This window comes from Psychrobacter sp. M9-54-1 (assembly GCF_016613355.1).
Taxonomy (GTDB): domain Bacteria; phylum Pseudomonadota; class Gammaproteobacteria; order Pseudomonadales; family Moraxellaceae; genus Psychrobacter; species Psychrobacter faecalis.
Window position 1 is genome coordinate 58882 of sequence record NZ_JADGFW010000001.1, and the last position, 13838, is coordinate 72719.

General features: G+C 44.8%; 12 protein-coding genes. 3 read left to right on the forward strand and 9 right to left on the reverse strand.

What is annotated here, in order from left to right; translation table 11 throughout:
* Positions 1-200 precede the first annotated feature (200 nt).
* Complete coding sequence (tsf, locus tag IQ457_RS00245) at positions 201-1082, forward strand: translation elongation factor Ts (RefSeq protein ID WP_144297563.1); 882 nt, start codon at positions 201-203, stop codon at positions 1080-1082.
* A gap of 169 nt (positions 1083-1251) precedes the next feature.
* Here tsf and IQ457_RS00250 read toward each other — a convergent pair whose 3' ends face one another.
* The 4 genes from IQ457_RS00250 to hflX form a co-directional block, all read right to left on the reverse strand.
* Entirely contained in the window at positions 1252-2064 is an 813-nt protein-coding gene (locus tag IQ457_RS00250; RefSeq protein ID WP_200661621.1) for a lytic transglycosylase domain-containing protein, read from the reverse strand.
* A gap of 442 nt (positions 2065-2506) precedes the next feature.
* Positions 2507-3196 carry an LrgB family protein gene (locus IQ457_RS00255; protein ID WP_068403983.1) on the reverse strand — a complete coding sequence of 230 codons (690 nt, stop codon included), beginning with the start codon at positions 3194-3196 and terminating at the stop codon, positions 2507-2509.
* A gap of 22 nt (positions 3197-3218) precedes the next feature.
* Positions 3219-3671 carry a CidA/LrgA family protein gene (locus IQ457_RS00260; protein ID WP_200661622.1) on the reverse strand — a complete coding sequence of 151 codons (453 nt, stop codon included), beginning with the start codon at positions 3669-3671 and terminating at the stop codon, positions 3219-3221.
* A gap of 430 nt (positions 3672-4101) precedes the next feature.
* Positions 4102-5541 carry a ribosome rescue GTPase HflX gene (gene hflX, locus IQ457_RS00265; protein ID WP_200661623.1) on the reverse strand — a complete coding sequence of 480 codons (1440 nt, stop codon included), beginning with the start codon at positions 5539-5541 and terminating at the stop codon, positions 4102-4104.
* Positions 5542-5927: 386 nt separating this feature from the next.
* Between hflX and IQ457_RS00270 the strand changes: the two genes are divergently transcribed.
* Positions 5928-6728: a lysophospholipid acyltransferase family protein gene (locus IQ457_RS00270; RefSeq protein ID WP_200661624.1), complete on the forward strand. Its 801-nt coding sequence runs from the start codon at positions 5928-5930 to the stop codon at positions 6726-6728.
* A gap of 186 nt (positions 6729-6914) precedes the next feature.
* Here IQ457_RS00270 and IQ457_RS00275 read toward each other — a convergent pair whose 3' ends face one another.
* Both IQ457_RS00275 and IQ457_RS00280 read right to left on the reverse strand, forming a co-directional pair.
* Positions 6915-7955, reverse strand: coding sequence for an aldo/keto reductase (locus IQ457_RS00275; RefSeq protein WP_200661625.1), 1041 nt, complete (start codon positions 7953-7955; stop codon positions 6915-6917).
* Positions 7956-8011: 56 nt separating this feature from the next.
* Positions 8012-8509: an FKBP-type peptidyl-prolyl cis-trans isomerase gene (locus IQ457_RS00280; protein ID WP_200661626.1), complete on the reverse strand. Its 498-nt coding sequence runs from the start codon at positions 8507-8509 to the stop codon at positions 8012-8014.
* A gap of 155 nt (positions 8510-8664) precedes the next feature.
* On the opposite strand from IQ457_RS00280, the gene IQ457_RS00285 reads away from it, so the two are divergent.
* A complete protein-coding gene (locus IQ457_RS00285) occupies positions 8665-9339 on the forward strand; it encodes a DUF1294 domain-containing protein (RefSeq protein WP_200661627.1) in 675 nt (224 codons plus the stop codon).
* Between the two features lie 13 nt (positions 9340-9352).
* Here the strand turns inward: IQ457_RS00285 and IQ457_RS00290 are convergent, their stop codons facing one another.
* The 3 genes from IQ457_RS00290 to ileS all read right to left on the reverse strand — a co-directional run bounded on the left by IQ457_RS00290 (position 9353) and on the right by ileS (position 13617).
* The gene (locus IQ457_RS00290; protein ID WP_200661628.1) at positions 9353-9979 is read right to left on the reverse strand and encodes an O-acetyl-ADP-ribose deacetylase; all 627 of its coding nucleotides are present in this window, start codon (positions 9977-9979) and stop codon (positions 9353-9355) included.
* Positions 9980-10148: 169 nt separating this feature from the next.
* On the reverse strand, positions 10149-10766 hold the full coding sequence (lspA, locus tag IQ457_RS00295) for a signal peptidase II (protein WP_200661629.1): 618 nt from the start codon (positions 10764-10766) through the stop codon (positions 10149-10151).
* Positions 10759-13617, reverse strand: a complete 2859-nt coding sequence (gene ileS, locus IQ457_RS00300) for an isoleucine--tRNA ligase (RefSeq protein ID WP_200661630.1) — start codon at positions 13615-13617, stop codon at positions 10759-10761. Before ileS ends, lspA begins: the two co-directional genes overlap by 8 nt.
* Between the last annotated feature and the right edge of the window lie 221 nt (positions 13618-13838).

Below are 13838 nucleotides of genomic sequence, written 5' to 3' on the forward strand. Positions count from 1 at the left end.
TAGCTATTAGCAGCCATATAAGGTTACTAATCGCATAAAGTTTATGGAAATCTATAATAGGCATGATGTAGTTTTACTCGTCATGCCTTATTATTAACGCGCCGAGCATTACTGACTTATTGCACAGAATGTCAGCGCGTTTAGATATCGTGCACTCCCTTACATAACAATACTCACCTACATCATAAAAGGTAACTCTTATGTCAGAAGTAAAAATATCTGCCAAAATGGTAAAAGAATTGCGTGACCGTACTGGTCTTGGCATGATGGAATGCAAAAAAGCGTTAGAAGAAGCAAACGGCGATGTCGAAGTTGCCATTGATAACCTACGTAAATCTGGTCAAGCAAAAGCGGCTAAAAAAGCAGGTAACATCGCAGCTGACGGCGCTATCATCATCGCTCAAGGTGACAACAAAGCATTCTTGCTAGAAGTAAACTGCCAAACTGACTTCGTTGCAAAAGATGAAAACTTCACTGCATTTGCAGAAAAAGTGGCCAATCTTGCCCTAGAAAACAATGTCACTGACGTTGCTGCTATCTCTGAATTGTCTTATAGCGATGATCAAACCGTTGAAGAAGCGCGTGTATCTTTAGTACAAAAAATCGGTGAAAACATTCAAATTCGCCGCGTTGAAGTACTAGAAGGCGCAAATATCGCTGCGTACCGTCACGGCCTACGTATCGGTGTGGTCGTATCTTATGAAGGCGGCAGCGAAGAAACTGGTAAAAACCTTGCCATGCACATTGCAGCGTTCAACCCAGTTGCCGTAGATGACGAAAGCGTAGATGCTGATGTACTAGCACGCGAAAAAGACATCATCGAAGCCAAAGCGAAAGAATCTGGCAAGCCTGACAATATTGTTGAAAAAATGATCGAAGGTGGTTTGCGCAAATACCTAGACGAAGTAACCTTATTACGTCAACCATACGTTATGGACAATGAGAAAAAAGTTGGTGACGTATTAAAATCTGAAGGCGTAAAAGTTCTTGGTTTCAAACGTTTAGAAGTTGGCGAAGGCATCGAGAAGAAGCAAGAAGACTTTGCTGCTGAAGTTGCTGCCACGCAAGCGGCGAACAAGTAAGCTTTAAATCGTATAGAGCACATCATATAGATATTAAAAAGCCCGTTATATATTAACGGGCTTTTTTGTGTCTGTAACTTTTAAAAGCTAAGTATTTTAAAGGTTCATTTATTTATTTTTAGGCTACTTATTCTCAGGTTACCTGCAACTACCAGCTTAAACGTCAATATTAACGTAACGCTAAATAAGCGGAATTGGCATAGCTGGCGCTGTTGCCATTACTACTTGTACCGTAACTGACGTTTTGCACGCCGCCGCCATTGGTAGTGCCCGTAGCGTTATTGGCATTCATGGTATTACCCGATAGCGCTGAGTCGTTCTTATATAAGCTATGATAGCGGCTCATGACGCTTTTGACATAGTTGCGTGTTTCTTTAAATGGAGGAATACCATTGTATTTATCGACGTTCCCCTCACCAGCATTATAACCTGCCACCGCAAACTCAACGTTATTATTAAAACGTTTCATCAGCCAAGCGATATATTTCGCTGATCCTTCGATATTATCAGCAGGATTCCACGGATTACTGACATTAAAGCGGCGCGCCGTTGCCGGCATCAGCTGCATCAAGCCTTGGGCGCCAACAGGTGAGCGTGCATTGGGATTAAACGCCGATTCGGTATGCATCATGGCTTTCATAAGGCCAGGATCGATACCATGACGGGCAGCCGAGGCGCGGATATAACTGTCGTAAGAGTTACGGCTGCCGCTACTACTCGCCGTGCTGCTACCGTAATCATTGCTATAGCTGCTCCCCGCATTGTAGGCGCTTGAATCTCTATAGTAGGTGGTTTTTACTTTTTTATTAAATTTATCAAAATTACCGCTAGGATTGACGTTGGTAAGCAGAACTTGGCCGCTCTTGTCTTTATAAATATACATGTTTCCCGCTTGAGCGGTGATAGGTAGGCTAGATAAAGCAATGGCAGAGAGTAAAAGGGGTGACAAGCAGCGCGTCAGTAAAGGGGCAATAGTTATCATAGGTTTATCACTTTTTATTAAGTAAGAGCAAATTGCTTTGCCTATAAGCGCGTAAGGTTGCGCATCAAAGCGGTTATCGCGTCTGTAGGATCTTATAGCGCTCAAATAGGCTACCTACAAATTCACGTCTAACAAAACCACTTGCAATAGATACAAAAAATAATAGTTGCTTACTATAACACAAAATAAGTTTTTGCCACATCTGAATGCGTGCACGCGACGTCAAAAATCCATTTATTTTGTAAAAAAGCTGAATGAAATCAAGATGGTAATAAAATGAAGATGGTTAAGCGGTATACAACAGCAGTGTTTATGCCTTTATTTTTTCTATAAGAATAGTTAAGAAATGACGTTAAAAATACTATCAAATACAATTCATATAGGCGAAAAAGCCCAGCAAGAAGGATGGGCTTTAGGAGTTTTAAACGGAAGGTAAAATATTTTAAACCGATAAGGCACTGATAAAAATAGGTACCCAGACAGCGGTAACTAAGCCATTAACCGCTAGGCCAAAGGCGGCATAGCGTCCGGCAGTGTGGCTGATTTGCCATGCTTCTACAGTACCAAAAGCATGTGCTGCTAAGCCAAGCGCGAGACCTTTGGCGCGGTCGTCATCAATACCGCGAAATAAAAAGCGCGCTAAGGTGCCACCGATTAGACCTGAAACGATAATAATTAAGTTTGCTAATGCCAGCGGTGCTTTAATCAAATCGGCGACGCTCAGACCAATTGGCGTGGTCACTGAGCGGGTCGCAAATGCCAAAATGGTCTCGTGGCTAAGCGAAAATAAATAGGCCAGTGACATGGGTAGCAAGGCGCCAACCACGCTTGCCAGTGCCACAATCATGGTTAGCTTTTTAACTGGTAAACCCTTAAAGTTCATCGCGGCCAATGGCACGGCCAATAATACTGTCACATAGCCTAATAAATGATCAAATACCGGTTTTGCCACGCTGTAATAATGATTGTAATCCCATTGCAAAATGAATAAAAATAGCAGTACTAAGACCAAAGCGGTGATGACCATCGGCAACCATGACAGCTTGCGCGCAAGGACACGGGCAATAACGTGGGCGGCCAAGGTTAATGCTATCGCAGCAAGGGTTGCGCTAAACACACTATCAAAACTCATAACGTTGCCTTATTAACAGAGCTTAATGCTGTCCCTTGTGTTTGTTGGTCATATTCATATTGTCATCATGACTGCCATCTGTATTATCGCTATTATTAAGCGAGCGATTGGCAAGGATAGCCAGTCCCCAAAGCGGAATAAGGGTACTGATAATCATAGTCAGCATCACGCCCCAAAACTCATCACCTAGCGCAAATAGCAGCAAACCTGCACCGGCAGAAACGGGCAAAAAAGCAAAACCACTATCGACCAGTAAGGTGTTGCTTGCTTGGGTTAGCCAATGCGGTAGCCCTTTTATGACTCGCCAAACAATTAAAATAACAAACATCGTTAACAGGCCGACGATGTTAGCCGCTTTTTCAATGCCCGCCCATTGGCAGACAACGACTGCTAACTCGCGAACCACCACGACCATAATCAGCGTCAATATTAGCGCCAGCCATAAAGGCATGTTAGAAGTAGAGGTATAGCTCATAAGCAATCCTAGCCAAGTCGGTTATAAAAAGGGAAATATGCTAAAAAAGAGAGTTTAACGCCAGTGTGTTAACAAAAGCATGTTGATAAAAGCATTTCAGCAAAAGCTGATTATATAGGCAGTAGCCATACTAATAAAGCCTAAGCGCTGATTGCTGCTATTAAGCTGTTGCTAAATGGCTCGTATAGTGAGTGAAAAGTAATAACAATACAGCACGCACTGTTGATATCAATTTTTCTTGCTTGCTGTGCCTGCGCAGACAGAGGCTACAAAAAACTGATATCAGCAATACCGTCGCGTTTTTAGGATATTTTGACTATATCATAATTGTCCATTATCCCTTATATGCTACAAATATAAAAAAGGACGTCATCATTTGATAGCGTCCTTTTTAACTTCACCCCGATTAAATAACTGGCAACGAGACTGTTTAACTTTGCGAATCAGATTTCTCTGTAGCAGGGTTTAACGCTTCAAATTCAGCAAAAGCATCTTCTTCTTCTGCCGTTAAAGAGGCAGCTGCATCCATACTCTCATCTTTTTGCTCAAACTCTTCAAGTATCGGCATTAGTAGTGTTGCTTGTGCTAATGGCAATACATCTAACGGCTTTAAATTGGCTTGTCCCAATAGCTGTTTGAGCCTATCACTTGGCAAGCGAATGGTTAGGCGCTCATGACCATTATCGTCATAGCTTTCTTCCAAAATGACGCCAAGCTCGTACAAGGTATTTTTAAATTGACCGGCATTATACGGTAGGGTCAAATCAAAAGTAGTTAAGTTGCCCGTCAATAATTGCTGTACAGCAAGCGACAACTCTTCCATGCCTAGGTTTTGGCGCGAAGAGACATACACCCGATTTGGCTGACCTTCTTTTGCATAGCCAATGTGTGCCGGCTCATCGGTCAAGTCAATTTTATTATAAACATTCAGCACGGGCACATCGTTGTCAATCTCAGCAAGGACGTTTTTTACCGCTTGAATTTGCTCGTGCATGTCTTCGCTCGATGAATCAATGACATGCAGTAGTAAGTCGGCTTCTAGTGTCTCTTCTAAGGTTGCATGGAACGACTCGACCAACTCGTGCGGCAAATGACGGACAAATCCAACGGTATCGACCAAAACGACGCGGCCAACTCCTTGCCAGTCAAGACGGCGCAAGGTCGGGTCAAGGGTGGCAAATAATTGGTCGGCGGCATAAATGTTTTCATCGACCAAGCGATTAAATAGGGTAGATTTACCAGCGTTGGTATAACCGACGAGCGAGATGGTCGGGACGTCTGATTTTTGCCGACGCGCTCGACCTTGGGCACGGGTTTGGCGTACTTTTTCCAGTTTATTTTTCAGCTGATTGACACGCACTTGTAATAAGCGGCGATCCGTTTCCAGCTGAGTTTCACCGGGTCCACGTAGACCAATACCCCCTTTTTGGCGCTCCAAATGCGTCCAACCACGCACCAATCGTGTCGATAAGTGGTTTAACTGCGCAAGCTCAACCTGCAGTTTACCTTCGTAAGTACGGGCGCGCTGGGCAAAAATATCCAAAATTAAGCCGGTGCGGTCAAGCACGCGGCATTGTACCAAGGCTTCGATATTACGCTCTTGCGATGGCGATAAATTGTGATTGAAAAGTACGATATCGGCGTCGTATTCGCGCACCAATTCTGCTATTTCTTGTGCTTTACCGCTACCAACGAAGTATTTGGCATCAGGACGCGAGCGTGAGCCTGTGACCAGTGCCAAGCGATCAGCGCCTGCCGAATCTGCAAGTAGCTCAAATTCATTTAGATCATCGGGATCTTGAATTTGGCGGATGTCTAAATGGACGATAATGGCGCGCTCGCCACCTTCATGTCTTTCAAAATATTCCAAAGAGTATCACCTATTATTAAAGTAGATAAATCGCTATGACCGCTTCAATGAGTATCGATATAGCGTTCATATGACCCTCTATATGTGGTCTTATCATTTGATATTAAAGCGTATAAACGCAATTAGCTACGTCTTTATGTTACAGCGTTTAAGGGTACATATTTTTATCAATAAAGATTTTAAGCTGAGACTATTAACAAAAGCCACTCATAATTCAGTGTACAAGTCATCACTGATTAAATAAATTTTGTTATACTCATTGCCCTTGTTTACGAGATATAATCATACGTTTTTTAGGCAGCACTCTTTTAAGCATTAAGCTTTTTTAGCACTAAGATGTAATAAAGCATTTTTAACCCATAAGTTTTTAACCATGAGGGACACAGATGAGCCAATCTAAGTCAGGCTTTTCACTCAAACAGCAATTAGGTCGCGGCAAACAGATCGCTGGCATGACCACCACCATCGCTGGCGGATTGCGCGCCGCCCAGCGTATAGGTGCCTTTAAACAGCCACCGCGCGAAAAGCTACCGCGCTATATTCAAGCCTTTTGCCGAAAAATGGCAGGCTCGTTTGGCGTGCAGGTCGTGGCAGTCGAGCGCGTAGAGCAGCATCACGGTCTATGGGTGTCTAACCATGTATCGTGGATGGATATTCCGGTAGTGGGGACGCTAAGCCCTGCTTTTTTCTTATCAAAGGCAGAAATTGGTGATTGGCCAATCTTTGGTAAGCTTGCGCATGCCGCAGGGACGGTATTTATCGAGCGTGGTTCCGGTGATGCGGGCACGGTCGCCGCCCAAATTGCCAATTTTTTAACCAAAGGTTTTTCGGTTATCTTTTTCCCAGAAGCGACGACCACTGATGGTAAAAAAATCAAACGTATCCACGGCACTTTGCTGCAAGCGGCGATAGATGCTGACGTCCCAGTACGCCCACTGGTGATTGCATATGTCAATAAAGATGGCACGTTAAGTGAGGCGCTGCCTTATTATGGCAAAATGACGATGAAAGATAGCCTAAAAAAGGTGCTTGACAGTAAAGATGTGACGGCTTTTGTCTTACCGCTTGAGCCGATAGATCCTAAAGGGTTGAATAAAAGCCAGCTAACCGATTTGTTACAAGCGCATATGCAAGAAGGCTTGGCTGAACTGCATTCGCGGGTTTTAACGAAAGCTGCTAAACCTTAAACAAGTATAAAACTGCTTGAAAGATAACCGCTTTAATAGAAAAAGTAGTAGCAGACAAGTAGACATAAAAAAGGCGCCAATCGTTAGTGAGCAATACTAACGATTGGCGCCTTTTTCTTTGCTATGCAAATATTTGAACGTCAGCTTATTAAAAGCTGAGCAATATCAGAATCTCATGTCGGAAAATTATGGCGACGGATTAGGGTGCTGGGTATGTACCGCCTCAATCGCTTTTAGCACATCTGCGCTTAAGGTGACATTGATACTATCGATATTTGATTGCAGCTGCTCAGTGGTGGTTGCGCCAACGATATTACTAGTGACAAACGCGCGCGAATTGACAAAGGCCAATGCCATTTGCGCCATATCCAAGCCGGCATCGGCAGCGATTTTGGCGTATTGGGCGGTGGCGGCTTTTGCTTCGTCATTGGTATAACGAGCAAAGCGGTCATACATCGTCAGGCGCGCGCCAGTAGGACGTTTACCGTCAAGGTATTTACCAGACAATACCCCAAAGCCGAGCGGCGAGTAGGCAAGTAGACCGACATTTTCACGATGGGCAATCTCTGCCATGCCAACTTCATATAGGCGATTAAGCAAACTATAAGGATTTTGCACCGTGATAGGCGCGATTAAACCATTTTTATCCGCTTCCCACAGATAGCGCATCAGACCCCAAGCGGTATCGTTTGATAGGCCATAAGCACGAATGCGACCTCTTTTGATCTCGTCATTTAGTGCTTGGATGGTTTCTAAAAAAGGCGTCAAATCATCCAGCGACTGCGCTGCCATCTCTTCACTATAACCGCGCTGGCTAAAAAAGTTCGCTTGCCGTTCAGGCCAATGCAACTGATAAATATCAATATAATCGGTTTGCAAACGCTCAAGATTGCCATCGATAGCACTACTGATTTGCGCAGCTGTATAACGCGTCTGACCATCGCGTAAAAAATCCATCGGTGAGATTTTGCTAGCAAGAATGACCTTGTCGCGCTGTTTGGTTTTGTTAAACCACGTTCCCATAAAGCGTTCGGTATCGCCTTGCTTGTCTTTATCAGGCGGCGACGGATACATTTCAGCGGTATCCCAAAAATTCACGCCTGCACTGAGTGCTAGATTCATCTGGGCATGCGCGTCGCTTTCGCTATTCTGCTGCCCCCAGGTCATCGTTCCTAAGCAGATTTTGGAGACTTTTTCATTCAGTTGCGGCAGTGTTTGATATTGCATCTGTTTATCCCTGTTTTTATTCTCAATAAGGTTTTATTCACAAGCCGTTTTTCATACTACATAATCTTGATACCTGTGACGCCCGGCGGGGTGACTTGGAATATTTTTACTTTAAACAGTACCGATTGACCAGCAAGTGGATGGTTAAAGTCGACTTCGACTTCGTCGTCATCGATGGCGCTAATGGTACCGGGCAGGGTGTTTTTGCCTTTATCTTCAAACTCGACCAACATTCCGATTTCAGGATTATCAGCGACTAAGGCAAATTGGGTGCAGCTAAAATGCTGAATGTTATCAGGGTTCCACTCACCAAATGCTTGCTCAGGCTCAAGGTGGGCGGTGCGTGTATCGCCAGCGCGTAGGTTCATCAGCACTTGCTCAAAACCCGGTAAAAAGCTCTCATCGCCAACGGTCAGCGTCACTGGCTCGTCGCGGTTAAAGGTTGAATCAATCACCGTACCGTTTTCGAGCGATACTTCAAAATGCAGCTTCACAAGGCTGCCCTGGGTGATGCGAATGTCTTCATTAGGGGTGATAAATTGGGAGTCGGTCATAATAAAAGCCACCTATTGCGAGTTATAAAATAATTAAAAATGTGGATAAAAATAATGTCAGAAATGATAAGTCATCTCATAAAAGATGTAAGCCTAAATAGTGTAACGCAAATAGTGTAATATATTTGATGAATCTAAGAGAGAGCGACGTATTTATGGCAAAACCGATGGCACATAAACAACAAGGTCATATCAAAAAATGGCAAGACGATAAAGGTTTTGGTTTTATCGAAACTGCGGCCGGAGAGTCGGTATTCTTTCATGTTAGTGCGTTTAAAGCCCAGCGCCGTCCCGAAATTGGCGAGCAAGTGGTTTTTACAGTAGGGCAAGACAATCAGGGGCGTTTGCAAGCAAAGGATGTACAAGAACTCAGCTTTGTACAACAAAAAATGGCGCAAAAGAATCAGAAAATCCGTCAGCGAAACCACAAACGCAGCGCCCAAGCAGAATTTGAAGCAGGGCAAAAGAAACGCTTGTTCCTTGGTATTGGTTTTTATGGGGTTGTAATTTTATTGGCGGTCATGAATAAGCTAAGCTGGCTAGTGATTGCTTGGTACGTGATATTAGGCGTCATTACCTATGGCATGTATGCCAAAGACAAAGCCGCTGCCCAAAATGGCGACTGGCGTACGCCTGAGTCAACGCTGCATCTGTTAAGTACGCTTGGCGGTTGGGTTGGGGCGCTGGTCGCACAAACCTATTTACGTCATAAGTCACAAAAGCCGGAATTTCGTATCGTTTATTATTTGACCGTCATTATTAATTTGGCAGGGTTGTTATTTATTATGGTAAACGGTGGCGACTTAACGGGATTAAAAGCATTGTTCTAAGCATGTTTTACTTTTAATCCTGCTCTAACATTTGCTTATAAATCGCTGCATCGCTGGCTGAAAAACAGCAAAAAATGACTTCACGAATTGAAAGCTCAGACGTTTCGCCTAAACTATTCTGTAGATAATCTTGCACCGTACCCACAGCAATTTGCGCTGCTTTTTCGATTGGGTAGCCATACACGCCGGTACTGATAGATGGAAAAGCAATGCTGCTTAGATTGTTTTCAACTGCCAAGTCCAGTGAGTTTTGATAACAGCTGATGAGTAGCTCTGGCTCGTGACGATTGCCACCATGCCAAACAGGACCGACGGTATGAATCACATATTGGCAGGGCAGCTTAAACGCGGGACTGATTTTGGCATCACCTGTCTGGCAACCATTCAAGGTACGACAATACGCCAATAATTCACGTCCCGCTGCCCGATGTATTGCGCCATCGACACCGCCACCACCAAGCAAGCTTGAATTGGCCGCATTGACAATCGCATCAACATTTAAGGTGGTGATATCAGCTTGTAATACTGATAAAGTAAAAGCGTGCTTATTATTTTCATTAGCAGCAGAAATTTGCTTTTGAGCAATAGGTTTTTTTTGTTGATTAGATGTTTGACTAGGAGACTTTTGATTATCAGACATGGCAGTACCCTTTTTATATTGAACTTAATATACTTTAGCGTTTTTAGCGTCACTCGACTATATCGCTTACGTTATCAATAATCTTTAATATACTGTTTCTCAAAAAAGGCGCAAAAAAATAGGCTACCGATTTGGTAGCCTATTTGCAAAGTCATTGTATTTATATCATTTAAGCATCACGTTTCTTTTCTAAAAATAGCATATCAATCACAATCAGCGCCACACCAATACAAATACCAATATCGGCAATATTAAAGATTGGATAATGCCAAACGTCGGCGTAATGCACGTGAATAAAATCAATCACGTGACCATGGAGCAAGCGGTCAATCAGGTTGCCAAGAGCGCCACCAAGTACCAGAGCCAAGCCAAGCGATAACAGCTTGGCTTTACGCGGTGCTTTGACCAGATAGCCGATTAAAAATAGCGACATTACGAGTGCCAATCCGGCAAAAAACCATTTTTGCCAACCTGCTTGGTCTGCTAAAAAACTAAACGCCGCGCCATAGTTATAAGCAAGCGTCCAATTTAAAAACGGCTCAATCACGGGCACAGGCTCAAGGAAATTGAGATTGGTTTCAGCCAACCATTTCGTCCACTGGTCAATGATAAGCACAGCAAGCGCCAGCAAGTACCACATAAAGGCGCGACTGCCATTAGCGACCATTTTTGGCGTCTTCTTCAGACGACCTTTAGGCGTGGTTGAACTACCCGTAGTCGCATGCGCAGGCGTAGGCGAGTTATCGACCTCAACCTGCGGCTGCTTATTTTCAGGTGAGTTAGGCATAATGGCGCACCTCGCCGTCGCCTGCGACGTTGGTCACGCAGCGCGCGCATAGTTCAGGATGCGTCGCGTCTGTACCGATATCATCACGGATATGCCAGCAGCGTACGCATTTTGTGCCCGTCGCAGCGCTGACGTTAACCACTAAATCACCCGATGCGTCTTCATTTTCATTGCTATCGGCTTTTGCGTTGGCTTTATCAGCAGGCGCAGCGCTCATTGGTTTTAACGTTGCGCTACTGGTAATCAGGACAAAACGTAGCTCTTCGCCAAGCTTGGCTAAGCTGTCATACATCGCACCGTCAGCATATAAATCTACGCCAGCCGAGAGGTTGGCATTGATAATTTTCTCACCGCGCGCGGTTTCGATATGTTTATTAACGCTATCTTTTGCTTGCATGATACGTTGCCAGTCGTCGCTACTGATGGCGCTAAGCTCAAACGCTGGGAACTCATACCACCTTTCAGTAAATACGTAGCCTGTGTCAGTGCCATTTTTACCTTGCAATACTTCCCACGCTTCTTGCGCGGTAAATGATAAAATCGGCGTAATCCAGCGAATCAACGCATGGGCGATATGATAAATCGCCGTTTGCGCAGAGCGGCGAGGCTGACCATCAGTTTGGGTAGTGTACTGACGGTCTTTGATAATATCGAGATAAAAGCTACCTAAGTCTTGCGAGCAAAACGCGGTGATATGCTGGGTGACTTGGTGAAAGTCCATCGCATCATAAGCGCTGATGATTTGCGCTTGTACCGTTTGCGCACGCTCAATGATAAATTTATCAAGGCTGACCAGCTCATTAATATCAACGCTGTTGGTCGCTGGATCAAAGTCATCAGTATTCGCCAGTAAGAAGCGTAAGGTATTACGGATACGGCGATACATATCGATTGCGCCTTTAAAGACCGTTTTACCTGCGCTCATCTCATAACGATAATCGCTCGACGCAATCCACAAACGCAGCATATCCGCGCCTGTTTTATTAATCTCGTCTTGCGGCGTGATGATATTGCCCAGTGATTTACTCATCTTGCGACCGTTTTCATCAACGACAAAACCATGGGTCAATACTTGCTTAAACGGGGGGCGCTCGTACATCGCCTCAGAAGTAAGCAGTGAGGTCTGGAACCAGCCGCGATGCTGATCAGAGCCTTCTAAATACATATCAGCAGGATTGGTTAATTCATCGCGTTGCTCAAGAACGGCAAAATGCGTCGTTCCTGAGTCAAACCAAACGTCTAGCGTATCGGTTGCTTTATCATAGTCTGCCGCTTCCGCCCCTAAGAAGTCTTCACAGCTGGCATCAAACCATGCTTCAACGCCGCCTGCAGCGATTTTTTGCGCGGCCACTTCCATCAGCTCTAGCGTATTTGGATGCAGCTCGCCGGTTTCTTTATGAGTGAAAAAGGTAATCGGCACGCCCCACGTACGCTGGCGTGAGATACACCAATCTGGGCGACCGGTCATCATCGCTTCAATGCGGTTTTGACCCCAAGCTGGCGTCCAATTGACCGTTGGGATATCGGCAAGCGCACGCTCACGTAAGCCTTTGGTTTCCATATTAATAAACCACTGCGGCGTGGCGCGGAAAATAATCGGCGACTTATGACGCCAGCAATGCGGATAGCTGTGCTCGATTTTGGTATGGTTGATTAAATGACCGTTATCATGCAGTGCTGCAATGATTTGCGGATTGGCTTTATAAATGTGCTCACCGGCAAATACCGCGGCGCTGTCTAGATAAACGCCCGTCCCACTGACTGGGTTTTCAACCGGCAAGTTATATTTCAGGCCAACGATATAATCGTCAAGACCATGCCCCGGTGCGGTATGGACGAGGCCAGTACCGCTATCGGTGGTTACGTGCTCACCTAGGATAAGCGGCACTTGACGCTCGCTAATCAATGGATGCTGGGCGCGCAGGCCTTCAAGCTCGCGTCCTGATACAGTAGCAAGAATGCCATCGTTACTTAGTTTAAACTCGCTTAATGCGCTTTCAACCAAGTCGGTGGCTAACAAGAAGTTACCTTTGGCAGTCGCGACCACGCTATAGCCATGCTCAGGGTGTACCGAGATGGCTTGGTTAGCTGGTAACGTCCAAGGAGTTGTCGTCCAGATAATCGCGGCGATATTACCTTCAACGCCGCTTAATGCTGCAACCTTGTCGGTATCCAGTACATCAAAGCTCACATAGATAGCGTCTGAGACTTTATCTTGGTATTCAACTTCGGCTTCAGCTAGCGCAGAGCTACAGTCTAAGCACCAGTTGACTGGCTTCATGCCGCGTGTGACGTGGCCGTTATCATAGATTTTAGCAAGCGCGCGCACGATGTTGGCTTCTTGGTGGAAGTTCATCGTTAGATAAGGATTGTCCCAATCACCAAACACGCCCAGACGTTTAAAGTCCGCCTTTTGTAGCTCAATCTGGGTACTTGCATATTCACGGCATAGACCACGGAATTCAGTTGCCGAGACTTTTTGACCGACTTTACCAACTTTGGCTTCGACCTTTTGTTCGATAGGCAGACCATGACAGTCCCAACCGGGCACGTAAGGCGCATCAAAGCCTGACAAGGTTTTTGATTTGACGATAATATCTTTTAATACTTTATTGACCGCATGACCTAAGTGAATCTGGCCATTGGCGTATGGAGGGCCGTCGTGCAAAATATATTTGGTCGCGCCCGCCCGCGCCTGACGAATTTTGCCGTACACGTCGTCTGCTTCCCAAGCCGCCAGCCAGTCTGGCTCACGTTTGGCAAGGTTGGCACGCATCGCAAATGGGGTATCAGCAAGGTTTAGGGTGTCTTTATAATCGTGGCTTGGGGTGTCGTTACTTTTATCAGTCATAGAAGGCGTCTTATAAATGGTGGTTAGAAATAGCGTTTAAATTCGGGCTTAATATTAAAGGTATATGGGGTTAAATATTAGATAATCGATGCTAGTCTTTTATTTATTACTTGGAAAAATTTGCTTAAGAAACATGGCACAAAATAAGTTGCTTATCACTTGATTGTAAATGGACACGTCCATCATAAATACTAATCAGACGATTGCAACAAAAAATATTT